Genomic DNA, 25,485 nt, shown 5'->3' with positions numbered 1-25,485 from the left:
TCTTTGGGCCGCTGCGCGGCCCTTGGCGAATGAATTCGCTATGCCTGTAGGAGCTAGCTTGCTAGCGAAAAGGGGCCATTCGCTGGCAAGCCAGCTCCTACGTTGCAACCTTTCGCGAATAAATTCGCTCCCACAATGGGAAGGGCTCAGTGCAACGGCGTCGCCGGTTGCAGCTCATTCTCCGCCAGCCAGTCCTGAGCAAGCTCGCGCAGTCGTGCGGCTTCGAACTGGTGCCAGGCTTCCAGCAGCACCGGGTATTCCATCAGCACGTGGCGGAACGTGCGCGCCGGCTTGCGGCTTGCCAGGGCCTGTTCCAGGGCGGAATAGGCGTGGGGATGGACCACTTCATGGAGAAACTCCTGCATCAGCCGCAGTTCGTCGGCCTGACCGAGGGGTTCCACCAGTAGGAACCGCTCCGGCTCCTCGCGCAGCAGGGCTTCCAGTTCGGGATCGGCGTCTTCTTCGGGAATCAGCAACACCTTGCCGCTGAGCAGGTCGAGGTAGTGGTCGAGTCCAAAGGTGTTGAGGGCGAAGGCGAGTTGGTCGAGGTCGATGGTCAGCGGGCGCATGGCTCAATCTCGATAGCGGAGAGGATGTTGCCAGCCTACGCCAGCGCCGCGCCTCAGAACAGCCGGGCGAGCAACGCCGTTACTGCTGTCTCCACGCGCAGGATGCGCTCTCCGAGTTGCACGGGCTGCAGGCCGGCCTCGTGCAATTTTTCGACCTCGTAGGGAATCCAGCCACCTTCGGGGCCAATCGCCAGGGTGATGGGCTCGTTCACGGCGCGGGGGCAGGGCGGGTGGTCACCGGGGTGACCTACCAGGCCCAGGGTGCCGGCGGTGAGCTGCGGCAGGCGATCTTCCACGAAGGGCTTGAAACGCTTCTCGATGACGACTTCGGGCAGCACGGTGTCCCGCGCCTGCTCCAGGCCCAGGATCAGCTGTTCACGGATGGCCGCCGGATCGAGGAAAGGGGTCTGCCAGAAGCTCTTTTCCACCCGGTAACTGTTCAGCAGGACCAGGCGCGGAACGCCCATGGCGGCGACGGTCTGGAACACGCGGCGGAGCATCTTCGGACGGGGCAGGGCCAGCAGCAGCGTGATGGGCAGCTTGGCTGGCGGCGGCTGGTCGAAGCTGACTTCCAGCTCCGCACAACTGGCTTCAAGGTTCAGCAAGCGACCCTGGCCCATCTGGCCGCCCAGGCGACCCACCCGCAGGCTGTCGCCGGCCTCGGCGCGGTGGACTTCATGCAGGTGCTTGAGGCGTCGGCCTTCCAGGCGTGCCCGGTCCGCCGCGATGAAGTCGGCGTCTTCGAGAAGCAGCAGGTTCACGGGCGGGTAGCGGGCGGCTGGTCGCCGGGCTCTTCGGCGTCGTCTTCCGGATGATCACCGCGTTTGCGGATCATGCCACCGAAGAACACGCCGACCTCGAACAGCAGCCACATGGGCACGGCCAGCAAGGTCTGGGAGAAGATGTCCGGCGGCGTCAGGACCATCCCCACCACGAAGCAGCCGATGATCACGTAGGGGCGGATGCGCTTGAGGTAGCTGACATCCACCACGCCGATCCAGATCAGCAGGATGACGGCCACGGGAATCTCGAAGGCCACGCCGAAGGCGAAGAACAGCGTCATCACGAAGTCGAGATAGCTGCTGATGTCGGTCATCATCGACACGCCTTCGGGCGTCACGCTGGCGAAGAAGTGGAAGATCAGCGGGAACACCAGGAAGTACGCGAAGGCCATGCCGCCATAGAACAGCACGATGCTCGAGACCAGCAGGGGCAGGGCGATGCGCTTTTCGTGCTTGTACAGGCCGGGCGCGATGAAGCCCCAGACCTGGTGCAGGATCACCGGCATGGCGAGGAACAGCGCCACCACCATGGTCAGCTTGAAGGGCGTGAGGAAGGGCGAGGCAACATCGGTGGCGATCATGGTCGCGCCTTCCGGCAGGTATTGGCGCAGGGGCGCCGATACCAGGGTGTAGATCTTCTGGGCGAAGTAGAACAGGCCCGCAAATATCAGGAAGATCGCCGCCACGCAGCGCAGGAGGCGCGTACGCAGTTCAGTGAGGTGCGAGACCAGGGGCATTTCCTGGTCTTGTTCCGGCTTCTGGTCGCTCATGGGGTGCGGGACGGCTGCTGCGGTTCAATGGGGGCCTGGGGCGATGGCTGAGACGTCGACGCGGCACTGGGGGCCTGGTCAGGCGCAGTCGGGGCTGCCGGGTTGGGAGCCGCCACGCCTGGAGCTGCCGGCGCCTTGGCGGTGGACGGTGCCGACGTAGCCTGTGCGGGTTGCGTAGCCGGGGCGACGGGCGCCGGACTTTCCGGTGCGGTATCGCTTTCAGGCTCTGCCTCGGAAAGCAGGGATTCGACCGTGGGAGGCACGATGCTTTCCTTGATCTGCTTTTCCAGCGCCATGATGTGTTCGTTATGCAGCTGGCGACGGATCTCGTCGGCGCCGATTTCGCGCTCGACCTCGGTCTTGATCGCGTTGAAGCTGCGCTTGAGGCGGCCGATCCAGAGGCCCGCCGTGCGCGCCGCGCCGGGCAGCCGCTCGGGCCCTAGCACCAGGAGGGCGATCAGGCCGATCAGCAGCAGTTCACCGAAGCTGATACCGAACATGGGTCATCAGTCCTTGCGGGTCACCGGGTCCTGCACCTGCTGCGCCTGGCCGTCGATGGTGTGCGGCTGGTTCAGCGTGGCGCCGGGTTGCTGGGCGGTGGTGGTCTGCTCGGGGGCCTTGTCGCCTTCCTCGGTGTTCATGGCCTTGCGGAAGCCCTTGATGGCTTCGCCGACGTCGGAACCGAGGTTCTTCAGGCGCTTGGTGCCGAAGACCAGTACGACGACGATGAGAATGACCAGCCAGTGTTTCCAGTCGAAGATGCCCATGGTGTGTTCCTCTTGATTGTCTTTGTCAGGCGGAGGGCTGGCGAGCGGCCTTTTCGGCGTGCCCGGACAGGCCAAAGCGACGGTCCAGTTCGTCCAGTACGGCCTGGGGGTGCTGGCCGAGGGCGGCGAGCATGACCAGGCTGTGGAACCAGAGGTCGGCGGTTTCGTAGATCAGGTCGCTGGAGTCGCCGCTGACGGCGGCGTCCTTGGCGGCGAGTATGGTTTCCACCGCTTCTTCGCCGACCTTTTCCAGAATCTTGTTCAGGCCCTTGTGGTACAGGCTGGCGACGTAGGAGCTGTCGGCTGCGGCGTTCTTGCGCTCCTCCAGCACCTCGGCCAGGCGGGCGAGGGTATCACTCATGGTTGTGTCCTGCGGCATAGATGGCATGCGGATCCTTGAGTACGGGGTCGACGGTCTTCCAGCCGCCATTCTCGAAGACACGGTAGAAGCAGCTTTCGCGTCCAGTATGGCAGGCGATGCCACCCAGCTGTTCGACCATCAGGATGACGACATCGGCGTCGCAATCCAGGCGCAATTCGTGGAGACGTTGTACATGACCGGACTCCTCGCCCTTGCGCCACAACTTGCCACGGGAGCGTGACCAGTAAATGGCACGGTTCTCGGCGGCAGTGAGGGTGAGGGCTTCGCGGTTCATCCAGGCCATCATCAGCACGCGGCCCGTCTTGTAGTCCTGGGCGATCGCCGGGACCAGGCCATCGGCGTTCCAGTGAATCTCTTCCAGCCAGTCTTTCATTGCGTCTTCCACAACTGTGCCGGCCTCAGGGGCCGGCGCTCGGATTCGAACTAGTGTGCCAGTGCCATTCGGGGCTGGCTATCGGCGCAGCACCAGATATAGACCGCCGGCCAGCATCAGCCAGCTCGGCCAGGCCTGCAGGTGCTGTTCCAGACCCAGGCTGGCGGCGCCCAGCAGCAGGCCGACGCCGAGCAGGCGCAGGGCCAGGCCGTCGTTGCGCTGCTGCCAGGGCGGCGGCGGGTCGGCGGCGTGCGGCTGGCTCATGCGCTCCAGAAGGTCGCGGGTCATGCCTGCCAGGTGGGGCACCTGCTCCACCTGGGATTGAAGGTTGCTCAACAGGCTCCTTGGGCTGACGCGTTCGCGCATCCAGCGCTCGAGGAACGGTTGGGCGGTGGTCCAGAGGTCCAGGTCCGGGTAGAGCTGGCGGCCCAGGCCCTCGATGTTGAGCAGGGTCTTCTGCAGCAGCACCAGCTGCGGCTGGACTTCCATGTTGAAGCGGCGCGCAGTCTGGAACAGGCGCAGCAGCAACTGGCCGAAGGAGATGTCCTTCAGAGGCTTCTCGAAGATGGGTTCGCAGACGGTGCGGATGGCCGCTTCGAAGTCGTTGACCTTGGTTTCCGCCGGCACCCAGCCGGAGTCGATGTGCAGCTGGGCCACGCGCCGGTAGTCGCGCTTGAAGAAGGCGATCAGGTTGCGGGCGAGGTAGTCCTGGTCCTCGGGGGTGAGGCTGCCGATGATGCCGCAGTCGATGGCAATGTACTGCGGGTTCCAGGGCTGGCGGGTGGCGACGAAGATGTTGCCGGGGTGCATGTCGGCGTGGAAGAAGCTGTCGCGGAACACCTGGGTGAAGAAGATTTCCACACCGCGTTCGGCCAGCAGTTTCATGTCCGTGCGCTGGTCGGCGAGGGTGGTGAGGTCGGTCACCGGGATGCCGTAGATGCGTTCCATCACCAGCACCTTGGGACGGCACCAGTCCCAGTACACCTGGGGCACGTAGAGCAACGGCGAGCCATCGAAGTTGCGGCGCAGCTGGCTTGCGTTGGCCGCCTCGCGGAGCAGATCGAGTTCGTCGTAGATGGTCTTTTCGTAGTCGTCCACCACTTCCACCGGGCGCAGGCGGCGGGCATCGGCGGAGACGCGCTCGGCAAGCCGGGCGAGGATGAACAGCCAGGCGAGGTCCTGGCGAATGATTGGTCGCAGGTTCGGGCGGATCACCTTCACCACCACTTCTTCACCGCTCTTCAGTTGCGCGGCGTGGACCTGCGCCACCGATGCCGAAGCCAGCGGCTCCACGTCGAAGCGGGCGAATACTTCGCTGACGCTGGCTCCGAGTTGTTCCTCGATGCGCGCGACGGCTTTCTCCGGGGCGAAGGGTGGCACCTGGTCCTGCAGGCGCGCCAGCTCATCAGCGATGTCTGGCGGCATCAGGTCGCGGCGGGTCGAAAGCAGCTGGCCGAACTTGATGAAGATCGGACCGAGGTCTTCCAGGGCAAGGCGCAGGCGCTCGCCGCGGGTCAGGCTGAGTTCCTTGCGCGGCAGCCAGCGCCAGGGCAGGACGTGGCTCAGCGTGCGCAGCCACCAGGGCAGCGGCAGTTCGAGCAGCAGGTCATCGAGGCGGTAGCGGATGACGACCTGCTGGATGCGCAACAGGCGGCGGGCGGCGAGCAGCTTCATGCGATGGGTTTGGTTCTCTGGTTCAGGCGTTCGACGCGGGCGTCGAGGCGATCGAGGGCGAACTTGAGGCGATCCAGTTCAGCGAAGCGTGCGTCGGCTTCGCGGCGGCCCACGAGGGTGCGCGATTCTTCGGCCAGGTAGTCGGCGAGGTTCTGGCGCAGGCTTTCCAGGCCCTGGCCTGCCCAGTTGGCGCGCAGCTTCAGGTGGCCGGCAAGCAACTGGGTGCCGACCGGGCCGAGCCAGCGCGACAGCTCGTATTCCCAATCCAGCTCGAGGTCCTGGAGGATCGCGGCCAGCTCCAGGAGCACGCCGCTGTCGCCTTCGAGGGTGACTTCCGGGCTATGCAGGACGGCGGTCTTTTCCCGCGTGGTGGCCAGCTTCAGCAGGCTGCTGGCCGGCGCGCGCAGGCGGCAATCGGCGGGAGCGGACCAGTGGGCGGACAGCTTCAGGCCGTCGCCGCCGGGGAGCAGGAAAAGGGTCAGGGCCGGACTCTGGCAGTCGACTTCGATGACGCTGCCTTCAAGGGATGCCATGCGCGGCAGCGCCGTGCTGTCCAGTGTCAGCACCCGGTTCAGGCCGAGCTCGATACCGGCCAGCAGCGCCTGGGTCAGCATCAGGGCTTGATGCCGCGGTGCAGGGCGACGATGCCGCCGGTCATGTTGTGGTAGGTGACGCGCTCGAAGCCGGCTTCGACCATCATCGCCTTCAGGGTTTCCTGGTCCGGGTGCATGCGGATGGATTCGGCCAGGTAGCGATAGCTTTCGGAGTCGTTTGTGATCAACTTGCCCATCAGCGGCAGCAGGCTGAAGGAGTAGGCGTCATAGGCCTTGGACAGCAGGCCGCTGGTGGGTTTGGAGAACTCCAATACCAGCAGGCGGCCACCGGGCTTGAGCACGCGCAGCATCGAACGGATGGCTTCGTCCTTGTGGGTGACGTTGCGCAGGCCGAAGGCGATGGTGACCACGTCGAAGTGGTTATCGGGGAAGGGCAGCTTCTCGGCGTCGGCCTGGACGAAGCTGACGTTGCCGGCGACGCCGCTGTCCAGCAGCTTGTCGCGGCCCACCTTGAGCATCGAGGCGTTGATGTCGGCCAGTACCACTTCACCGGTCATGCCGACCAGGCGGGAGAACTGGCGGGTGAGGTCGCCGGTACCGCCGGCGATATCCAGCACGCGGTTGCCCGGGCGAACGCCGGACAGCTCGATGGTGAAGCGCTTCCACAGGCGGTGGACGCCCCCGGACATCAGGTCGTTCATCAGGTCGTACTTGGCCGCGACCGAGTGGAAGACCTCGGCGACCTTGTCGGCCTTCTGGCTTTCGGGAACCTGCTGATAACCAAAGTGGGTCGTGGGTTCGGCGTCGTTGCCTTTGCGCTGATCGTTCATGTCGCTGCCACCGGAATTGAATGGCGGCCATTCTAATGCCCGCGTCCGGCTTTGTCTTGGCGCCCGACGGCGGCGGACGCGGTCAGGGGCCGCGGGCACTGGTATATTCACGCGACCAAAGGTCGCAGTTCAGGAACCCCCCATGTCCCGCATCCAAGTCGAACGTTCCCATGCCCTCGGTCGCGAAGCCGTCCGTGGGAAAGCCGAGAAACTGGCCGAGCGCCTGGCGCGTGAATACGACGTGCGTTACCAATGGCGCGGAGACACCCTGGAATTCAAGCGCAGCGGCGCCGACGGACAGATCGAGGTAAGCGATTCGAAGGTGCGCGTGGAGGTCAAGCTGGGCCTGTTGCTGTCGGCCATGAGCGGCAGCATCAAGCGCGAGATCGAGAAGGCGCTGGACGAATACCTGGTCTGAGCCCCATCTCTTCCCAGGGCCGCCTGGCGGCCCTTCGCGAATGAATCCGCTCTCACCGAAACGGCCCCAATTCGCGGCTAGTATGCGGTTTCTAATTTTCCTCGCTACCTTGCGCTCAAGTCCTGAAAAAGGGCGAGTCATCTACCATTCCGCGTGAGGTGCACCATGGCCAAAGTAGCCGTCAAGAAGAAACTCGAGAAAGCCGAAAGCAAGTCCACTGTCGTCAGCGACGTGAAGCTCTACGCCCGCAAGATCTGGCTGGCTGGCCTGGGCGCCTACGCCAAAGCCGGCGCCGAAGGCGTCGACTATTTCAAGGAGCTGGTGAAGGCCGGCGAAGGCGTCGAGAAGCAAGGCAAGAAGCTCGTCGATGAGCAGGTCGAAGCCGCCAACAGCCAGTTCGACAGCGTGAAGAACAGCGTCACCGGCGTGAAGGAAAAAGTCGAAGTCCAACTCGACAAGATCGAGAAGGCGTTCGACAACCGAGTAGCCAGCGCGCTCAACCGCATTGGTATTCCCTCCCGGCAGGACGTTGAGGCACTCTCTGCTAAGCTTGATGAGCTGAGCGCGTTGCTCGAGCACGTCGCGCGAACCAAATAAGGAGAGCAGGATGGCTGGCAAGAAGAAAACCGATAAAGACACCAACTCCTGGATCGGCGAGATCGAGAAATACTCGCGCCAGATCTGGCTGGCTGGCTTGGGGGCCTACTCGAAGGTCAGCAACGACGGCTCCAAGCTGTTCGATACGCTGGTCAAGGATGGTGAGAAGGCTGAAAAGCAGGCCAAGACCGAAGTGGACAAGCAGGTAGACGCGGTCAAGTCGAAGGTCGGCGCCCGCGTGGGCACGGCCAAGTCCAAGGTCGAAGAGGTCCGGGGCAAGGCGATTGGCAAATGGGGCGAGCTGGAAGAGGCTTTCGACAAGCGTCTGAACAGCGCCATTTCCCGTCTCGGCGTGCCCAGCCGCAGTGAAGTGAAAGACCTGCAAGGCAAGGTCGATACCCTGACCAGGCAGCTCGAGAAACTCACTGGCGTGTCGGCGAAATCGGTCAAGCCCGCTGCTGCCAAGACTGCCGCCAAGCCGGCTGCCAAAGCTGCTGCGAAGCCAGCCGCCAAGCCAGCCGCCAAAGCTGCTGCAAAACCGGCTGCGAAAGTCGCTGCTGCCAAACCGGCGCCCAAGGCAGCCGCTGCCAAGCCTGCTGCTAAACCGGCAGCCAAGCCCGCTGCAAAAGCTGCTGCGAAGCCTGCGGCGAAACCGGCAGCCAAGCCTGCAGCCGCTAAGCCAGCCGCAGCCGCCAAGCCCGCAGCGAAACCTGCTGCGAAACCGGCAGCGGCCAAGCCCGCCGCCGCGAAGAAGCCGGCCGTGAAGAAACCCGCCGCGCCCAAGGCCGCCAAGCCTGCCGCACCGGCTGCTGCTCCCGCAGCACCGACCGCAGCAGCTGCTACTCCGGCTCCCAGCGCAGCACCGGCAGCAGCACCGGCTCCGGCAGTACCGGCAACTCCGCCGGCCAGCCAGTCCTGAGCTGTATCGGTATGACGAAAACGCCCGGCATTGCCGGGCGTTTTCGTTTCAGGTCTCCCGGTAGCGCCGGGCGAGGTTCTCCGCCGCGTGGCGGGAGCCGGGCCGCAAGTGCGGAGCGACCAGCATCATCACCTGATAGACCACCAGGCGTATCTCGCCTCCGCTGCCCAGTACCCGCTGGTAGTCGAGTGAGAACAGCAGGGTCAGGGTGATCTGCTCCACCAGTTGGCCAAGGGCTTCGGTATCGCTGACCAACTGGTCTTCGGACTTCAATCGCGCCAGCAGGGCCGCCAGGGTGCGCTTGAGGTGGTTCAGCCAGTTGCGCATGCCACGGGCCAGCTTGGGCAGGCGACCGGCCAGGTTGGACAGGTCCTGGAACAGGAAGCGGTACTGCGACAGGCGTTCCACGATCAAGTGCAGGAACAGCCAGTAATCCTCGGCGTCGAGTTGCGCATCGGCCGGTGGGTCGAGCAGCGGCGCCAGCTCTTCCTGGAAGCGCTCGAACAGCGCCATCACCAGCGGCTCCTTGCCGTGGAAGTGGTAATAGAGATTGCCGGGGCTGATGCCCAGTTCAGTGGCGATTTCCAGGGTGGTGACGTTGGGTTCGCCGTTGAGGTTGAACAGCTCGAGGGCGCATTCGAGGATGCGGTCGCGGGTCTTCATCCAGGTTTCTTGTCAGGCATTCAAAGAGAAAGTGAAGGACCGGCCGGCGTCTCGCGCGGCCGGTCACGCATGTTTTTCAGCGCACGTGAACGTAGGTTCCAGGCGCGGCTTCCATCGGCGGATAGTCCTGGTTGCCCAGCGCCATGATGGTTTCCCGTTGCTCGCCGGAGCGCTCCTGAATCCAGCCCAGCCACTGGCTCCACCAGCTGCCTTGTACGTGCTTGGCGTCGTAGTACCAGGCGCGTGGGTCGGAGCTGAGCTTGCCGTTCTCGTAGAAATTGGCCTTGGGGTTTCCCGGCGGATTGAGAATGCTCTGGATATGGCCGCTGTTGGACAGCACGAAGCGGCTGTCGCCGCCCAGCAGCATCGCGGATCGGTAGACGGCGTCCCACGGGGTGATGTGGTCGTTGATGCCCGCCACGCTGAAGCTGTCCACCGTGACCTTCTGCAGGTCGATGGCGGTGCCGCAGATCTCCAGTCCACCGCTGCGGGTGAGCGGGTTGTGTTTGAAGAAGTCGAGCATGTCGCCGTGCAGCGCTGCAGGTAGCCGAGTGTTGTCGTTGTTCCAGTAGAGGATGTCGAACGCAGGAGGTTCGCGGCCCAGCAGGTAGTTGTTGACGAAGTAGTTCCACACCAGGTCGTTGGGACGCATCCAGGCGAAGATCTTCGCCATGTCCTTGCCGTCCAGAACACCGGCCTGGTAGGAGCGGCGCTTGGCGGCTTCCAGGGTCTGCTCATCGGCGAAAAGCGCGGCGGGGCTGTCCACCTGGCTATCCAGCAGGCTGACCAGGTAGGTGGCGCTGGTGACCTTGCGCAGCTGCCGGCGCGCCTGCAGGTGTCCCTGCAATGCGGCAATGGTGAGTCCGCCAGCGCAAGCCCCCGCGAGGTTCACTTCCTTGCTGCCGGTGATGGCGCGGCAGGCTTCGAAGGCTTCTTCGAGGGCCTGCACATAGGTCGACAGGCCCCATTCACGGTGCCGCGCATCCGGGTTGCGCCAGCTCACCATGAACACCTGCAGGCCATTTTTCAGGGCGTACTGGACGAAGCTCTTATCCGGGGCGAGGTCGAAGATGTAGTACTTGTTGATCTGCGGCGGCACCACCAGCAAGGGGCGCAGGTACTGCTTCTCGCTCATCGGTTTGTACTGGATCAGCTCCAGCAGCTCATTGCGGTAGACCACAGCACCCGGCGTGTTGGCGAGGTTGCGGCCGATCTCGAAGGCATGCTTGCTGACCTGGCTGGGCATGCCGTCGTTGTGCAGCAGGTCGTCCACCAGATGGCCGAGTCCCTTGATCAGGCTGAGGCCGCCGGTGTTGAACAACTCCTTCACGGCCAGCGGGTTGAGCAGGCTGTTGGTGGGCGACAGTGCGTCGCTGAGTTGGGCCATGACGAAGCGCGCGCGAGCGCGGTCGTCGTCGCTGAGGTCGCTCTCGTCGATCCAGGTGCTGAGTTGCTTCTGCCAGGCGAGGTACACCTGCAGGCCGCGACGGTAGAAGGGGTTGTGCTGCCAGGAAGGATCGGCGAAGCGGCTGTCCTGCGGATTGGGCTGATGCAGGGTATCGCCAAGCAGCACACGACCGACCTGGCCGCCGAACGCGAGCATGTGCCGTGCGCTGTGCACCGGATGCCGCAGCCCTTGTAGCGCCAGGTTGCGTACGGTGGAAAGCAGATCCTTGCCGCGCAGGCCGACGATGGCGTTTTGCGCGTTCATGAAAGCGGCTGGTGCCGGCAAGGTGCCCGGGACTTGTTTTTCTCGCATGGGGCAACGCTCCGTATTCGGTCCGTGGTTCAGGAGGACTACAGCAAGGCTTGTACCACCAGGAGCCCGAAGGGCATTCCAGACTATCTCCAGCAAAATTCAAGTTGATGACAGCACGCACCGGTCTGGTTCGGGCGTCATGCGGCCGCCCCACAAGGGAGCGGCAGGTTCTCAGCTATTACGCAGCGGCAATGCCTGTGGATGGATCACGGCACGATGACGCTCCTCGGCGAGGAACTTCATGATGATCGGCGCCACCGTTTCGGCACGGGTCACGAGGAACAGATGACCGTCGTCGATGACGTGGAGTTCCGCATTCGGAATCCGCCAGGCCAGCAGGCGCATGTTCACCAGGGGAATGATCGGATCATCGTCGCCTGCCAGCACCAGCGTGGGTTGGCGGATGCGGTGCAGCCAGTGGATGCTGGTCCAGCCGAAGCCAGCGAACAGTTGCCAGTAGTAGCCCATCTTGCCGGACGAGCGCACCTTGCTGGCGTGAGCCATGGCCAGGCCCGGGTCGCGGCGGAAGGCGCCCCCGTAGATGTCGGGTGCGATGTGCACGCCGTAGGACGGCTGTATGTAGCGTCGCGGGCTCGCCATGCGCCAGAGCACCTTGGGTTTGCCAGGCACCATCACGGCGCCGGCCGAGGTGGCGGCGAGAATCAGTTTCTTGCAGCGTTCCGGGTAGTCGTGGGCGAACTGCTGTGCCAGTGCACCGCCCCAGGACACACCAATGGCGCTGACCTGGCCGTAATCCAGGTAGTCCAGCATGCGCGCGGCGAGCTTGGCCAGGCCGGAGAAACGGTAGGGCGTACGCGGGGTGGATGAGCCACCGACCCCGGGTACGTCGAAGGCGATCACTTCCAGGTCCGGGTCCAGGGCCTGGACGAAGGGAAACACGAGTTCGAGGTTGGCGCCGATGCCATTGAAGATCAGCAGCGGGGTCATGTGCGACTGCCCGGGGCGAACGGCGGTTCGGATGGTCTGGCCGTCCAACTCGATGGTGCGGAATACGAAAGGTAGCGGCATGCGCAAGGCCCTATTGATTAGAACGCCGGGGGAAGCGTTCGCGAGCGCCCCCCGAATCTGCCAGGCGGTGCCTGACCAGCGCCACCGGCAGATGCCGGCGGCGCGTAGGGCACTTCCTGGTGCCATGGGCAGTGGTGCGCAAGGCGCAGTCTGTCATCGCTCGTGCACATAGGTGCCAGGCGCAGCTTCACCGGCCGGGAAGGCCTTGTTGCCCAGGGTGAAGTTGGCTTTCTTGGTTTTGCCGGAGCGCTCGCCGATCCACTGCTGCCAATGCAGCCACCAGGAGTCGGCGTGCTTGGTGGCGTTCTCCAGCCAGACTTTCGGGTCTGCCGGCATGTCGCTGCTGGTGGAGAAACGCGCCTTGGGGTTGCCAGGCGGGTTGAGGATGCTCTGGATGTGGCCGCTGTTGGACAGCACGAACTCACACTTGCCACCCAGCAGCCGTGCCGAGCGGTAGCAGGCTTCCCAGGGGGTGATGTGGTCGGTGGTACCGGCTACGCAATAGAAGTCGCAGGTGACCTGCTTGAGGTCGATTGGAGTGCCGCAGACTTCAAGGGCATTGGTACGGGTCAGCGGGTTGGTCTTGAACATCTCCACGAGCTCACCGTGCAGTGCGGCGGGCAGGCGCGTGGTGTCGTTGTTCCAGTAGAGGATGTCGAAGGCCGGCGGTTCGTTGCCCAGCAGGTAGTTGTTGACCCAGTAGTTCCAGATCAGGTCGTTGGGACGCATCCAGGCGAAGACCTTGGCCATGTCCTTGCCTTCCAGCACGCCAGCCTGGTACGAGCGGCGCTTGGCGGCCTCCAGCGTCTGCTCATCGGCGAACAGGGCGACCTGGGTGTCGAGGTTGAAGTCGAGCACGCTGACCATCTGGGTGAAGGCGTGGACCTTGTTCTCGCCGGTGGCCTGGTAGTGGCCGAGCAGGGCGACAGTGGTGATGCCGCCGGAGCAGGCGCCGAGGATGTTGAGATCCTTGGCTCCGGTGATCTTCAGGATGACATCGATGGTTTCCTTGAGGGCCTCGATGTAGGTGGACAGGCCCCATTCGCGCTGCGCCTTGGTCGGGTTGCGCCAGCTGACGATAAAGGTCTGCAGGCCGTTGCGCAGGCTGAAGCGCGCCAGGCTTTTCTCCGGCGACAGGTCGAAGACGTAGAACTTGTTGATCTGCGGCGGTACCACCAGCAGCGGACGTTCATGCACGCTTTCAGTGATGGGCTTGTACTGGATCAGCTCCAGCACGTCGTTGCGGAAGACCACAGCGCCTTCGGTGGTGGCGAGGTTCTGGCCGACCTCGAAGGCATCCATGTTCACCTGGCTGGGCATGCCGCCGTTGTTCACCATGTCCTTGGCCAGATGGGAGAGGCCATCCAGCAGGCTCTTCCCGCCGGTCTCGAAGAAACGCTTGACCGCAGCCGGGTTGGCCATGCTGTTGGTCGGTGCCATGGCTTCGGTCATCAGGTTGATGACGAAGTGTCCGCGGCTGGCGTCCTGGCTCGACAGGTTGCTTTCAGAGATCCAGCTATGCAGTTCCTTGCGCCAGGCGAGGTAGGTCTGCAGGTAGCGTCTGTAGAGCGGGTTCTGGCTCCAGGCCGGATCATTGAAGCGGCGGTCATCGGCTTCCGGATGCAGACCGGATTGGCCAAGCAGAACGTTCTTCAATTCCAGACCGAAATGGGCGACGTGTTTTGCACTGTGGAAAGGCTGCTTGATGGCCTGCAACAGCACCATCCGAGCTGAAGACAGCAAGTCCTTGCCGCGGATCCCTATCACCGGATTGAGGTTCAGGGTGTTATCCGAGGCTTGGCACTGCAGGTCTTCATTGTTCTTGTTGCTCATCTACGACGCTCCATTGTCCTGAGTCGAACAGCGCTCTGGCGGAACAGCGCGCTGATACGCTCGGGTTACCGGGAAGGCGAAGCGAACTTCGCGAATTTCTCTGTATCTGGCGATGCCAAATGCATGGAACTTGCCAGAACTTGGTTACCCGAGTTTGTCAGTTTGCGCAAGCGGACCGCAGAGAGTTCGCTGCAGCGGGAGTATGTCGCGAGCATTTAGAAAAAGCGCCCTAACCTTGGGCGGTCAGGGCAGGAATGGGGCGCGTCGCGCACCGCTTCAGAGCATGAGCTTGACGACGGATTCGTCCGGATCGCGGGAGCGGCCTGCGGCCGCCAGCTCCTGCAGATAGTCGTTCCACAGCGCTTGCTCGCGGGTGGCGAGTTCGTAGAGGTAATCCCAGGTGAACAGGCCGCTGTTGTGGCCGTCATCGAAGGTCAATTTCAGGGCGTAGTTGCCGGCCGGCTCGAGCTTGGTCAGGCCGACGTTCAGCTTGCCGTACTGCAAGATGGGTTTGCCGTGGCCCTGTACTTCCGCCGAGGGGGAATGCACGCGCAGGAACTCGGCGCTCAGCGTGTAGCTTTCGTCCGGACCGTACTTCAGCGTCAAGGTCCTGGAGGCCTTGTGCAGTTCGATGCCGCTGGGGATGCGCATGTCGGGGGTCTCCAAACGAAGATAGCCGGCGTGCCGGCTATCTTCAGTGTGCACCTGTCAGAGGATGTAGCGCGACAGGTCTTCGTCCTGGGCCAGCTCGCCGAGGTGGCCGTTCACGTACGCGGCATCGATGTGGATCGGCGTCTCGTCGTGTTGCGCGGCGAGATCGCCGGCACTGAAGGAAACCTCTTCGAGCAGGCGCTCGATCAGCGTGTGCAGGCGACGGGCGCCGATGTTCTCGGTCTTTTCGTTGACCTGCCAGGCAATCTCGGCGAGACGCTTGATGCCGTCCGGGGCGAACTCGATGTTCAGGCCTTCTGTCTTCAGCAGCGCACTGTATTGCTCGGTCAGCGATGCATGGGGCTCGGTGAGGATGCGCTCGAAGTCTTCCGGCGACAGCGCCTTGAGTTCGACGCGGATCGGCAGTCGGCCTTGCAGTTCCGGCACCAGGTCGCTGGGCTTGGACAGGTGGAAGGCACCGGAGGCGATGAACAGGATGTGGTCCGTCTTCACCATGCCCAGCTTGGTGTTCACGGTGCAGCCTTCGATCAGCGGCAGCAGGTCGCGCTGGACGCCCTCGCGGGAGACATCGGCGCCACCCACGTTGCCACGCTTGGCCACCTTGTCGATCTCATCGATGAAGACGATGCCGTTCTGTTCCACGGCTTCCAGCGCAGCGGCTTTCAGGTCTTCCTCGTTGACCAGACGCGCGGCTTCTTCGTCGCGCACCAGCTTCATCGCTTCCTTGACCTTCAGCTTGCGGGTCTTGCGCTTGCCCTTGCCAAGGTTGGAGAAGAGGTTCTGCAGCTGGTTGGTCATTTCCTCCATGCCGGGCGGGGCCATGATTTCCACGCCGGCCGGAGACTCAGCCACTTCGATATCGATTTCCTTGTCGTCCAGCTGGCCTTCGCGCAGACGCTTGCGGAACAGCTGGCGGGTGTTGGAATCCTCACGCGGCTGTTCGTCGCCGAAGCCGGTACGTGCCGGAGGCAGAAGGGCGTCGAGAATGCGATCTTCGGCGGCATCTTCGGCGCGATAGCGCACGCGGTGCATTTCCTGCTCGCGCATCATCTTCACGGCGGCATCGGCCAGGTCGCGAATGATCGACTCGACGTCGCGGCCGACGTAGCCCACTTCGGTGAACTTGGTGGCTTCTACCTTGATGAACGGCGCGTTGGCCAGCTTGGCCAGGCGACGGGCGATCTCGGTCTTGCCGACACCGGTCGGCCCGATCATCAGGATGTTCTTCGGCGTTACCTCGGCGCGCAGCTCGGCCGGCAGCTGCATGCGGCGCCAGCGGTTGCGCAGGGCAATGGCGACGGCGCGCTTGGCGTCATCCTGGCCCACGATGTGGCGGTTGAGTTCGTGGACGATTTCGCGGGGCGTCATGGACATGAATGTTGCTCCAATGCGGGACGGCGGCCTTACTCGGCGCTGTCCAGCTCCTCGATGGTCAGGGTCTGGTTAGTGAACACGCAGATGGAGCCGGCGATGTTCAGGGCGGTCTCGGCCACTTCGCGGGCGGACAGCTCGGTGTGTTGCAGCAGCGCCATGGCGGCGGCCTGGGCAAACCCGCCGCCGGAGCCCATGGCGATCAGGCCGTGCTCGGGTTCGACCACGTCACCATTGCCGGTGATGATCAGCGAGGCATCCTTGTTGGCCACGGCGAGCATCGCTTCCAGGCGGCTCAGGGAGCGATCGGTACGCCAGTCCTTGGCCAGTTCGACGGCGGCACGGACGAGGTGGCCCTGGTGTTTTTCCAGCTGGCCTTCGAAGCGCTCGAACAGGGTGAAGGCATCGGCGGTGGCACCGGCGAACCCGGCCAGGACCTGACCGTGGTAGAGACGGCGGACCTTGCGGGCGTTGCTCTTCATGACGGTGTTGCCGAGGGAAACCTGGCCGTCGCCGCCCATGACGACTTTGCCGTTGCGGCGGACTGAAACGATGGTGGTCAAGGGGAGAGTCTCCACGCAGCGGGGCGGAAATGCCCGAATGGAAACTCAGATGGGGGGCCTTGCCCGGCTTTTCAACCGGGCGCGGTAATCAACAGCTCAACGGCTCTGGCGCTGCTGTAACAGCAGGTTGCTGAAACCGCTGCCGGCCAGCTGCTTCTGCGCCGAGGCGAGTTGCTCGCGGTTGGCGTAGGGGCCGACCAGTACGCGGTACCAGGTTTCCTCGCGCACGGTGCCGGACTCCACCTGGACGTTCTGCCCGAGGAGGATGATCTGCGCCCGCACCCGGTCCGCGTCGTCGCGCTTGCGGAACGAACCGGCCTGGAGGAAGAACTGGTTGGTGACCGGCGCTTTGGCCACCACCGGCGCGGGCGGCGGGGTTTCGCCGTTGAGGGCGGCCTGGGCGCGCGCTGCGTCGATCTTGGCGGCTTCTTCCGGGGTGACCGGTTTCTGCGCAGGCGGGGTGGCCGGCGTCTCCTTCTGCACCGCTTCCGGCGGCACTATCACTTCCGACTCCGGCAGCAGGGTGTAGAAGTCATACTTCGGCTTTGCCGGTTCCTGGGCTGGCGGCGTCGCCGGCTTGGCCTGGACCTTGCCGGCATCACTGCTGGCCTTGCCGCTGGCGGCACCGTTCGTGGCCTGCTCGGGCTTGGCCCGGCGCACTTCGTCGCGGCCGGGTTCGAGCTGGTTGAGGAAGACCACGAAGCCACCGATGACCAGTCCGATGGCCAACCAGACCCAGCCGGGCACCGGTTTCTTGGCCGGCGCCTGGTAGCGGCTGGCCCCGCGCTTGGGTGCAGGTTTTTTCTTCGCCATAGTCCGTTACATGCGTTCCAGGGTTTGCAGGCCGAGCAGCTCCAGGCCTTGCTTGAGGGTGCGGCCGGTCAGCGCGGCGAGGCGCAGGCGGCTCTGTTGGGTGGCCTGATCTTCGGCGGTGAGGATCGGGCAGTTCTCGTAGAAGCTGGAGAACAGGCCGGCCAGGTCGTAGAGGTAGGCGCAGAGGATGTGCGGTACGCCCTTCTCGGCAACGTTGCCAAGCGTATCGGCGAACTGCGCCAGCTTGGCGGCCAGGGCCTGCTCCTGTTCGGCGGCGAGGATGATCTGGCCGTCGATCTCGGAGAAGTCCTTACCCAGCTTGCGGAACACGCTGGCCACGCGGGTGTACGCGTAAAGCAGGTAGGGCGCCGTGTTGCCCTCGAAGCTCAGCATCAGCTCGAAGTTGAAGCTGTAGTCGCTGGTGCGGTGCTTGGACAGGTCTGCGTACTTCACCGCGCCGATACCCACGGCCCGCGCGATCTGGCGCAGCTCGGCCTCTTCCAGGTCGGGGTTCTTGCCCTTCACCAGGTCATAGGCGCGCTGCTCGGCTTCGTCCAGCAGGTCGATGAGCTTCACGGTGCCGCCATCGCGAGTCTTGAACGGGCGGCCGTCTGCGCCGTTCATGGTGCCGAAGCCCATGTGCTCCATCTCGAAGCTGTCGGGCACGAATCCGGCAAGGCGGGCACAGGCGAAGACCATCTGGAAGTGCAGGGCTTGGCGCTGGTCGACGAAGTAGAGTGCGCGATCTGCCTTGAGCACGCCGCTACGGTAGCGGGTCGCCGCGAGGTCGGTGGTGGCGTAGAGGTAGCCGCCACCGGCCTTCTGCACGATCAGCGGCAGCGGGTTGCCTTCGGCGTTCTTGAACTCATCCATGAACACGCACAGGGCGCCATCGCTCTCGGTGAGCAGGCCCTTGGCGCGCAGGTCGGCAACCACGTTGGCCAGATCGTCGTTGTAGGCGCTCTCGCCCTTCACGTCGGCCATGGTGAGTTTCACGCCCAGGCGGTCATAGACGGCCTGGCAGTGGCTCAGGGAAATCTCATTGAAGCGGGTCCAGAGCTTCAGGCAGTCGGGGTCGCCAGCCTGGAGCTTGACCACCAGCTCGCGGGCGCGATCGGCGAACTCGGCGGACTCGTCGAAACGCTTCTTGGCCGCGCGGTAGAAGGATTCCAGGTCGGACAGCTCGGCATCGCTGCCGACCGGCTGTTCCTGCATGTAGGCCAGCAGCATGCCGAACTGGGTGCCCCAGTCGCCCACGTGGTTCTGGCGGATCACGGTGTCGCCGAGGAACTCCAGGACGCGTGCGACGCCGTCACCAATGATGGTGGAACGCAGGTGGCCGACGTGCATTTCCTTGGCCAGGTTCGGCGCCGACAGGTCAATGACGACGCGTTGCTGCGGGCCGTTCTTGCGCACGCCGAGATGCTCGTCGGCCAGCGCGGCTTCCAGGCGCTGGGCCAGTGCCTGGCTGTTCTGGAAGAAGTTGAGGAAGCCGGGACCGGCGATCTCGACCTTGGCGACCTGCTCGTCCTGGGGCAGGGCGTTGATCAGCTTTTCCGCCAGGTCGCGCGGCTTCATGCCGGCGGGCTTGGCCAGCATCATGGCGATGTTGCTGGCGAAGTCGCCGTGGCTCTTGTTCTTGGTGTTTTCCACCTGAATAGCCGGGCTGAGGCCCTCGGGCAGCACGCCCTCGCTGGCGAGTCGGGTCAGGGCTTGCTGGATCAGCTGGCGAATGGTGTCTTTCATCTTCTGCTCTTCCGGCCGCCCGGGAAGGGCTGGCGCTGGTTGAAAACTGTGCATTATCGGCGGGCTGCGGCCGCAGCTTCAAGTTTTAAGCGGCGGCCTGCAAGGACCAGTGAGCAATATCGGCCGGGTGGTCGTTCTAGAACAGATCGATGGGGTCCACATCCAGCGACCAGCGCACTGCACGGCCGCCGGGGAGTTGCTCCAGGGCCTGGCTCCAGGGCGTCAGCAGTCGGTGCAGCGGCGCCCGGGCGTTGGCCTGGAGCAGCAGTTGCGCCCGATAGCGGCCCGCGCGGCGCTCCATGGGCGCGGGCACGGGGCCAAGGAGTTCGACGTTGTTGAGTCCCATCTCGGCCAGTTGTTGTTCGGCTTCCCCGCAAGCGCTGTCGAGGAATTCTTCCGCCTGCCCCGGCTTGTGCGCTTCCGCGCGGAGCAGGGCCAGGTGAGCGAAGGGCGGCAGTCCGGCGGCGCGGCGTTCGGACAGGGCTTGTTCGGCGAAGGCGAAATAGCCTTGCTCGGTGAGCTGCACCAGCAGCGGATGCTCGGCCAGGTGGGTCTGGATGATTACTTTGCCCGGCTCTTCGGCGCGTCCGGCCCGGCCTGCGACCTGGACGATGAGCTGGGCCATGCGTTCGCTGGCGCGGAAGTCTGCGGAGAACAGGCCGCCGTCTGCATCGAGGATGGCCACCAGGGTCACACGGGGGAAGTGGTGACCCTTGGCGAGCATCTGGGTGCCGACCAGGATGCAGGGCTCGCCGCGCTGGATGGTGGCGAACAGCTTGTCCATGGCGTCCTTGCGCGATGTGCTGTCGCGGTCGATACGCAGCACCTGCGTCTTCGGAAAGAGGATCGCCAGGCGTTCCTCGGCGCGCTCGGTGCCGGCACCAACCGGGCGCAGGTCGACCCGGCCACAGTCGGGGCAGCAGGCCGGCTGGCGCTGGGTGTGGCCGCAATGGTGGCAGCGCAGCTCGTTGTAGCGCTGGTGCAGGGTCATGCGCGCGTCGCAGCGCGGGCACTGGCTGATCCAGCCGCAGTCATGGCACAGCAGGGTGGGGGCGAATCCGCGACGGTTGAGGAACACCAGCACTTGCTGGCCGGCGGCCAGGGTCTGGGCGATGGCCTGCTGCAGGGGCATCGAGATGCCGGAGTCCAGCGGCAGGCTCTTCACGTCCAGCCGCAGGAAGCGCGGCTGCTTGGCACCGCCCGCGCGCTGGGTGAGGCGTAATAGGCCATAGCGCCCGGCGTGCGCGTTCTGCAGGCTTTCCAGGGAGGGCGTGGCCGAGCCCAGCAGGATCGGAATGTTCTCCTGGCGGGCACGCACCAGTGCGAGGTCACGAGCGTGGTAGCGCAGGCCTTCCTGCTGTTTATAGGAGGCGTCGTGCTCCTCATCGATGATGATCAGTCCCGGGTTCTTCAGTGGCGTGAACAGCGCCGAGCGCGTGCCGATGACGATATCGGCCTCGCCGTCGCGGGCGGCCAGCCAGGCGTCGAGCCGTTCGCGGTCGTTCACCGCCGAGTGCAGCAGGGCGATGCGCGCATTGAAGCGGCGGGAGAAGCGTTCGAGGGTCTGCGGGCCCAGGTTGATCTCGGGGATCAGCACCAGCGCCTGTTTGCCTGCTTCGAGGGTCTGGCGGATCAGTTGCAGGTAGACCTCGGTCTTGCCGCTGCCGGTGACGCCAGCCAGGAGCAGGGCGTTGAAGCTGCCGAATGAGGCATGCACGGCGTCGAAGGCAGCGCGTTGCTCGGGGTTGAGCGGCAGCTCCGGTTGCGCCAGCAGCGGGCCATGGCGTTCGCTGGGCGCGTGGCGGCGCACTTCCACCCGGGCGAGGCCCTTTTCCAGGAGGATTTCGAGGCTGTCCTTGTTCAGCTGCAATTGCGCGAGCAACTGGTGGGCAACACCGTGGGGATGCTGCGCGAGCGTGGCCAGGGCCTGGCGCTGGCGCGGGGCGCGGGCGAGGCGTGGATCATCGAGGCTGGCGCCAGGCATCGCGTGCCAGAAGCGCTCCTGGCGGGCTTCCGCGGGTTCGCCCTGGCGCAGCAGCACCGGCAGTGCCCAGCTCAGGGTGTCGCCGAGGCTGTGCTGGTAATACTGGGCGGTCCACAGGCACAGCTTGAACAGCGCCGGTGGGAGCGGGGGGCGACTGTCCAGCAATTCCAGTGCAGGCTTGAGCTTGTCGGCCGGCACCTCGCTTTTCTCGGCCAGTTCCACCAGCACGCCAATAATCTCGCGGCGACCGAATGGCACCCGCAGGCGCACGCCCGGTTGCAAGGCAGCGCGGGGTACGCCGGCGGGCGCACGGTAGTCGAACAGGCGGCGCAGCGGGGAGGGCAGCGCGAGGCGCAAGATGGGGGCGTCAGGCAAGCGGCGGTCCTGTCGGAAAAGGCGCGATCTTAGCACGGTGCAGCGCGACAGCCGGCGCGGCCGGCAGGTTGCAACGCACACTCACTCTGGTATCATCCGCCGCCTGTTTCCGTGCGGTACTCGACATAGGGTCGGGTGGCGGCACGCCAGACCTGAGGATCAAGCAATGAAACCGGAAATCCATCCCGAGTACGTCGCGATCGAAGCTACCTGCAGCTGCGGCAACGTCATCAAGACCCGCTCCACCCTCGGCAAGAACATCAGCCTCGACGTATGCTCCGAGTGCCACCCGTTCTACACCGGCAAGCAGAAGGTCCTGGACACCGGCGGCCGTATCGATCGCTTCAAGCAGCGTTTCGGCGTATTCGGCGCCAAGTAAGAGCCGATACAGCCCGGGAAGGCCTGATGGCCAAGTCCCCGCTGACGAAAAAGGCGCCTCTGACAGGCGCCTTTTTCTTTTTCTGGCTCCTGAGTTTCTCCCTTCATGCCGCCTGCCCGGTTCCCGGGAAGCTTCCTACCTATCAAGTCCGACAAGTCGTCGATGGGGACACGCTGCGTCTGGTTGATGGACGAAGCGTTCGTCTGATCGGTCTGAATGCGCCTGAGTTGGCTCGCAAGGGGCGGTCGGCTGAGCCTTACTCCGGAGCCGCCCGTCAACGGCTCGCCGGGCTGGTGCAAGCCAATGGCGGACGCGTTGCGCTTCGGCTGGGACGCGAGTCGAAGGACCGCTACGGTCGAACGCTGGCCCATCTCTATGACGATCGCGGGCGCAATCTCGAAGAGTTCCTGCTCACTGACGGACTGGCGTTTCGTATCGTCATCGCTCCCAATTCGGCCCTTAATGACTGTCATGCGCTGGCTGAGCGATCGGCTCGTCGCGCTGGGCGGGGGCTTTGGCGCCAGTCGCCTCAGCAGACGTCCTGGCAACTGCGCCGCAGCGGATTCGCGCTGGTGCAGGGGCGAGTCGCCCGGGTGGAGCGCAATCGGGGTGGAATCTGGCTTGAACTGGAGGGGCCTCTGGTACTGCGGATCAACCTCAAGCACCTGCACCAGTTCAATGCCGCCGCGCTGCAACGGCTGGTGGGTAGGCGAGTGGAGGCGAGAGGTTGGGTCATTGACCGTGCACGCGGCGGCGGCGTAAATACGAAGGGTGCCCGCTGGATGCTCCCCCTTACCCACAATGGAATGCTCGAGGTGATTCGATGAGATTCCCTGCGCTCGTCATGGCGCTGCTTCTCGCTTCTTCCCTGCTGGCTGGCTGTGCAGTCAATCCTGCCACCGGCAAGACCAATTTCGTGATGATGAGCGAGCAGCAGGAGCTGGACCTCGGTCGCCGCTACAACCAGGAAATCGTCAAGCAGAACCCGCCCTATGCCGACCAGAAACTGCAGGCTTATGTGCAGGAGGTCGGGCAGCGCGTCGCCACTCACAGCCATCGCAGCGGCATCCCGTACCACTTCACATTGGTCGATTCGCCGGATATCAACGCCTTCGCCCTGCCGGGTGGCTACATCTATATCCATCGCGGCCTGCTGGCGTACCTGAACTCGGAGGCGGAGCTCGCCGCTGTGCTAGGGCACGAGGTGGGGCACGTTACTGCCCGGCATAGCGTGCAGCAGCAGAGCCAGTCCACCGCCTGGAACATCCTGGGTCAGGCGGTTGCCATCGGCACTGGCGTCGGCGCCGCCGGTGACCTGACCAATGTGCTGGGGACTGCCTTCGTGCGCGGCTATGGTCGCGACATGGAGCTGGAGGCTGATGGCCTCGGTGCCCAGTACTTGGCGCGCAGCGGCTATGACCCGCAAGCCATGATCGAAGTGGTGAAAGTTCTGAAGAACCAGGAGGAATTTGCCCGTAGCCAGGCGCAGCGCAAGGGGCAGGAGGCGCCGCCGTCGGGCTATCACGGGCTGTTCGATACCCACCCGGACAACGACACCCGGCTGAAACAGGTCGTAGGGCCGGCAAAGTCGCTGGCTGGCAGTAATCAGGTGGTGAACCGGGAGGTCTTCCTGAAGCATCTCGAGGGGCTGCCGTTCGGTGATTCGGCGGAAACCGGTGTGCGTCGTGGGCAGGACTTCTATCACGCCGGACTGGACTTCACCTTCCACTTCCCTGATGGCTGGGGCCTGGTCAATCGTCCGGATGCGGTGATCACCCACAGCGCAGACCAGCAGGCCTTCATCGCCATGACCATGGATGGCAGCAAGCCCAGCTTGGCGCCCGCCGACTACCTGCGGCAGAAGGCTGGTAGTCAGCGCCTGTCCATGGAGGAGTCGCTGCAGCAGGCCGGCCTCCAGGGCGCCACGGCTGTGCTGGCGGGGAGTCCTGCGCGACGTGTGGCGGTGATCTACAAGGACGACAAGGCTTATCTTTTCGTGGGAGCGATCCGCAACAAGGCGTCCCTGGAAAGCCAAGATGACAAGTTCCTCTCGGTGATTCGTAGCTTCCGTCCGATGAAGAAGGAGGAGTTGGCCCTGGGTCAGCCGCTACGCCTCCATCTGATCCAGGTGAAAGCCGGCCAGACCGTGGCCAGCCTGGCCCGGGAAAGCAAATTACCAGGACCTCAAGCGGATCTGGAAAATCGTATCCGATTGCTTAATAATTTGTATCCAATAGGCGAGCCAAAGCCCGGAGACTGGCTAAAAGTCGTACGTTAGAGGGGTTGACGTGGAGTGACTGAACGGTCTTGTTAGCCCCCAGCATCTTGCGTATGCTCGCCCGTCACGTCTGTCACAAGCAAAAGCGGAAATGCCAAAATGTCTGATCTGAAAACGGCCGCTCTCGAATACCATGCCCAGCCCCGCCCCGGGAAACTCAGCGTCGAGCTGACCAAGCCGACCGCCACCGCCCGCGACCTGTCGCTGGCCTACAGCCCGGGCGTCGCCGAGCCGGTACGCGAGATCGCGCGTGATCCCGAGCTGGCCTTCAAGTACACCGGCAAGGGCAATCTGGTAGCGGTCATTTCCGATGGCACTGCAATCCTCGGCCTGGGCAACCTCGGCCCGCTGGCCTCCAAGCCGGTAATGGAAGGCAAGGGCGTCCTGTTCAAGCGTTTCGCTGGCATCGACGTATTCGACATTGAAGTTGACGCTGAAAGCCCTCAGGCCTTCATCGACACCGTCAAGCGCATCTCCATCACTTTCGGTGGCATCAACCTCGAAGACATCAAGGCACCCGAGTGCTTCGAGATCGAACGCACCCTGATCGAGCAGTGCGACATCCCGGTCTTCCACGATGACCAGCATGGCACCGCCATCGTGACTGCCGCTGGCATGCTCAACGCCCTGGAAATCGCCGGCAAGAGCCTGGCCGAAGCCAAAATCGTCTGCCTCGGCGCCGGTGCGGCCGCCATCTCCTGCATGAAGCTGCTGGTTAGCATGGGCGCGAAGGTCGAGAACATCTTCATGATCGACCGCAAGGGCGTAGTCCATGCCGGTCGCGACGACCTGAACCAGTACAAGGCCGTCTTCGCCCACGAAACCGACAAGCGCACCCTGTCCGAAGCCCTGGATGGCGCTGACGTGTTCGTCGGCCTCTCCGGCGCCAACCTGCTGAGCCCGGAAGACCTGAAGCGCATGGCGGCCAACCCGATCGTCTTCGCGTGCTCCAACCCGGACCCGGAAATCAAGCCGGAACTGGCTCACGAGACCCGCAACGACGTGATCATGGCTACCGGTCGCTCCGACTACCCGAACCAGGTCAACAACGTGCTGGGCTTCCCCTTCATCTTCCGCGGTGCCCTGGACGTACGCGCCACTCGCATCAACGAAGAGATGAAGATTGCCGCCGCCCTGGCCCTGCGCGATCTGGCCAAGCTGCCGGTACCGAAGGACGTCTGCGACGCCTACGGCGTGGACTCCCTGGAATTCGGCCGTGAGTACATCATTCCGAAACCCATGGACAAGCGTCTGATCACCGTCGTTTCCGATGCTGTGGCCAAGGCCGCCATCGAATCCGGCGTAGCGACCCTGCCTTATCCGAAGCACTATCCGCTGAACTCGGTGGACGAAGTGTTCAACGGCTAAGTCCGGACCAAAAAGAA

27 protein-coding genes are annotated in these 25,485 nt (G+C 64.1%); 7 read left to right on the top strand and 20 right to left on the bottom strand.

The genetic code is table 11. The features are described from left to right. Positions 1 to 146: 146 nt before the first annotated feature. From DM872_RS28425 to ubiE, 10 genes are all read right to left on the bottom strand, one after another. Positions 147 to 569 (bottom strand): UPF0158 family protein, encoded by a 423-nt coding sequence (locus tag DM872_RS28425; protein ID WP_179062525.1) that lies wholly within the window; start codon positions 567 to 569, stop codon positions 147 to 149. Positions 570 to 622: 53 nt separating this feature from the next. Then, entirely contained in the window at positions 623 to 1,330 is a 708-nt protein-coding gene (locus DM872_RS28420; RefSeq protein WP_179062524.1) for a 16S rRNA (uracil(1498)-N(3))-methyltransferase, read from the bottom strand. Continuing rightward, complete coding sequence (gene tatC, locus DM872_RS28415; protein WP_179062523.1) at positions 1,327 to 2,121, bottom strand: twin-arginine translocase subunit TatC; 795 nt, start codon at positions 2,119 to 2,121, stop codon at positions 1,327 to 1,329. Before tatC ends, DM872_RS28420 begins: the two co-directional genes overlap by 4 nt. Continuing rightward, positions 2,118 to 2,621, bottom strand: coding sequence for a Sec-independent protein translocase protein TatB (tatB, locus tag DM872_RS28410; RefSeq protein ID WP_179062522.1), 504 nt, complete (start codon positions 2,619 to 2,621; stop codon positions 2,118 to 2,120). Before tatB ends, tatC begins: the two co-directional genes overlap by 4 nt. A 6-nt stretch (positions 2,622 to 2,627) precedes the next feature. Continuing rightward, entirely contained in the window at positions 2,628 to 2,888 is a 261-nt protein-coding gene (locus DM872_RS28405) for a twin-arginine translocase TatA/TatE family subunit (RefSeq protein WP_179062521.1), read from the bottom strand. Positions 2,889 to 2,913: 25 nt separating this feature from the next. Next, complete coding sequence (locus DM872_RS28400) at positions 2,914 to 3,249, bottom strand: phosphoribosyl-ATP diphosphatase (protein ID WP_179062520.1); 336 nt, start codon at positions 3,247 to 3,249, stop codon at positions 2,914 to 2,916. Further along, positions 3,242 to 3,643, bottom strand: a complete 402-nt coding sequence (hisI, locus tag DM872_RS28395; protein WP_077524727.1) for a phosphoribosyl-AMP cyclohydrolase — start codon at positions 3,641 to 3,643, stop codon at positions 3,242 to 3,244. Before hisI ends, DM872_RS28400 begins: the two co-directional genes overlap by 8 nt. Positions 3,644 to 3,721: 78 nt before the next feature. Continuing rightward, complete coding sequence (gene ubiB, locus DM872_RS28390; RefSeq protein WP_179062519.1) at positions 3,722 to 5,317, bottom strand: ubiquinone biosynthesis regulatory protein kinase UbiB; 1,596 nt, start codon at positions 5,315 to 5,317, stop codon at positions 3,722 to 3,724. Beyond that, complete coding sequence (locus tag DM872_RS28385; protein ID WP_179062518.1) at positions 5,314 to 5,931, bottom strand: ubiquinone biosynthesis accessory factor UbiJ; 618 nt, start codon at positions 5,929 to 5,931, stop codon at positions 5,314 to 5,316. The genes ubiB and DM872_RS28385 overlap by 4 nt, the downstream gene beginning before the upstream one ends. Continuing rightward, the gene (ubiE, locus tag DM872_RS28380) at positions 5,931 to 6,701 is read right to left on the bottom strand and encodes a bifunctional demethylmenaquinone methyltransferase/2-methoxy-6-polyprenyl-1,4-benzoquinol methylase UbiE (protein WP_077524730.1); all 771 of its coding nucleotides are present in this window, start codon (positions 6,699 to 6,701) and stop codon (positions 5,931 to 5,933) included. Before ubiE ends, DM872_RS28385 begins: the two co-directional genes overlap by 1 nt. A 142-nt stretch (positions 6,702 to 6,843) precedes the next feature. On the opposite strand from ubiE, the gene DM872_RS28375 reads away from it, so the two are divergent. The 3 genes from DM872_RS28375 (at position 6,844) to DM872_RS28365 (ending at position 8,635) form a co-directional block, all read left to right on the top strand. Continuing rightward, positions 6,844 to 7,119: a polyhydroxyalkanoic acid system family protein gene (locus tag DM872_RS28375; RefSeq protein WP_077524731.1), complete on the top strand. Its 276-nt coding sequence runs from the start codon at positions 6,844 to 6,846 to the stop codon at positions 7,117 to 7,119. 165 nt (positions 7,120 to 7,284) lie between these two features. After that, on the top strand, positions 7,285 to 7,716 hold the full coding sequence (locus DM872_RS28370) for a phasin family protein (RefSeq protein ID WP_179062517.1): 432 nt from the start codon (positions 7,285 to 7,287) through the stop codon (positions 7,714 to 7,716). A gap of 10 nt (positions 7,717 to 7,726) precedes the next feature. Beyond that, positions 7,727 to 8,635, top strand: coding sequence for a phasin family protein (locus DM872_RS28365; protein ID WP_179062516.1), 909 nt, complete (start codon positions 7,727 to 7,729; stop codon positions 8,633 to 8,635). Positions 8,636 to 8,683: 48 nt separating this feature from the next. Here DM872_RS28365 and DM872_RS28360 read toward each other — a convergent pair whose 3' ends face one another. The 10 genes from DM872_RS28360 to DM872_RS28315 all read right to left on the bottom strand — a co-directional run bounded on the left by DM872_RS28360 (position 8,684) and on the right by DM872_RS28315 (position 21,443). After that, on the bottom strand, positions 8,684 to 9,298 hold the full coding sequence (locus DM872_RS28360; RefSeq protein WP_120654153.1) for a TetR/AcrR family transcriptional regulator: 615 nt from the start codon (positions 9,296 to 9,298) through the stop codon (positions 8,684 to 8,686). A 76-nt stretch (positions 9,299 to 9,374) separates the two neighbouring features. After that, complete coding sequence (gene phaC, locus DM872_RS28355; RefSeq protein WP_179062515.1) at positions 9,375 to 11,057, bottom strand: class II poly(R)-hydroxyalkanoic acid synthase; 1,683 nt, start codon at positions 11,055 to 11,057, stop codon at positions 9,375 to 9,377. Between the two features lie 171 nt (positions 11,058 to 11,228). Further along, positions 11,229 to 12,086 carry a poly(3-hydroxyalkanoate) depolymerase gene (gene phaZ, locus DM872_RS28350; RefSeq protein WP_179062514.1) on the bottom strand — a complete coding sequence of 286 codons (858 nt, stop codon included), beginning with the start codon at positions 12,084 to 12,086 and terminating at the stop codon, positions 11,229 to 11,231. Positions 12,087 to 12,239: 153 nt separating this feature from the next. Beyond that, positions 12,240 to 13,919 carry a class II poly(R)-hydroxyalkanoic acid synthase gene (gene phaC / locus DM872_RS28345; RefSeq protein WP_179062513.1) on the bottom strand — a complete coding sequence of 560 codons (1,680 nt, stop codon included), beginning with the start codon at positions 13,917 to 13,919 and terminating at the stop codon, positions 12,240 to 12,242. 276 nt (positions 13,920 to 14,195) lie between these two features. Continuing rightward, the gene (locus DM872_RS28340; RefSeq protein WP_179062512.1) at positions 14,196 to 14,570 is read right to left on the bottom strand and encodes a gamma-butyrobetaine hydroxylase-like domain-containing protein; all 375 of its coding nucleotides are present in this window, start codon (positions 14,568 to 14,570) and stop codon (positions 14,196 to 14,198) included. Positions 14,571 to 14,627: 57 nt separating this feature from the next. Further along, positions 14,628 to 15,965: an HslU--HslV peptidase ATPase subunit gene (gene hslU, locus DM872_RS28335; protein WP_179062511.1), complete on the bottom strand. Its 1,338-nt coding sequence runs from the start codon at positions 15,963 to 15,965 to the stop codon at positions 14,628 to 14,630. 29 nt (positions 15,966 to 15,994) lie between these two features. Then, entirely contained in the window at positions 15,995 to 16,525 is a 531-nt protein-coding gene (gene hslV, locus DM872_RS28330; protein ID WP_077524740.1) for an ATP-dependent protease subunit HslV, read from the bottom strand. Between the two features lie 96 nt (positions 16,526 to 16,621). Next, positions 16,622 to 17,338, bottom strand: coding sequence for an SPOR domain-containing protein (locus DM872_RS28325; protein ID WP_179062510.1), 717 nt, complete (start codon positions 17,336 to 17,338; stop codon positions 16,622 to 16,624). 6 nt (positions 17,339 to 17,344) lie between these two features. Beyond that, a complete protein-coding gene (gene argS / locus DM872_RS28320) occupies positions 17,345 to 19,084 on the bottom strand; it encodes an arginine--tRNA ligase (protein ID WP_179062509.1) in 1,740 nt (579 codons plus the stop codon). Positions 19,085 to 19,220: 136 nt separating this feature from the next. After that, positions 19,221 to 21,443, bottom strand: coding sequence for a primosomal protein N' (locus tag DM872_RS28315; protein ID WP_179062508.1), 2,223 nt, complete (start codon positions 21,441 to 21,443; stop codon positions 19,221 to 19,223). Positions 21,444 to 21,609: 166 nt separating this feature from the next. Here DM872_RS28315 and rpmE point away from each other — a divergent pair, with 166 nt between their 5' ends. The 4 genes from rpmE (at position 21,610) to DM872_RS28295 (ending at position 25,468) form a co-directional block, all read left to right on the top strand. Continuing rightward, complete coding sequence (gene rpmE, locus DM872_RS28310) at positions 21,610 to 21,822, top strand: 50S ribosomal protein L31 (protein ID WP_003453200.1); 213 nt, start codon at positions 21,610 to 21,612, stop codon at positions 21,820 to 21,822. A 26-nt stretch (positions 21,823 to 21,848) separates the two neighbouring features. After that, positions 21,849 to 22,649, top strand: coding sequence for a thermonuclease family protein (locus DM872_RS28305; protein ID WP_179062507.1), 801 nt, complete (start codon positions 21,849 to 21,851; stop codon positions 22,647 to 22,649). Continuing rightward, positions 22,646 to 24,100, top strand: a complete 1,455-nt coding sequence (locus DM872_RS28300) for a M48 family metalloprotease (RefSeq protein ID WP_179062506.1) — start codon at positions 22,646 to 22,648, stop codon at positions 24,098 to 24,100. Before DM872_RS28305 ends, DM872_RS28300 begins: the two co-directional genes overlap by 4 nt. 99 nt (positions 24,101 to 24,199) lie before the next feature. Continuing rightward, entirely contained in the window at positions 24,200 to 25,468 is a 1,269-nt protein-coding gene (locus DM872_RS28295; RefSeq protein ID WP_179062505.1) for a malic enzyme-like NAD(P)-binding protein, read from the top strand. Positions 25,469 to 25,485 lie beyond the last annotated feature (17 nt).

Origin of the sequence: Pseudomonas taiwanensis (assembly GCF_013393345.1) — a bacterium.
In the GTDB taxonomy this organism is placed as follows: Bacteria; Pseudomonadota; Gammaproteobacteria; order Pseudomonadales; family Pseudomonadaceae; genus Metapseudomonas; species Metapseudomonas resinovorans_C.
This window is presented reverse-complemented; position numbering and strand designations above follow the sequence as displayed.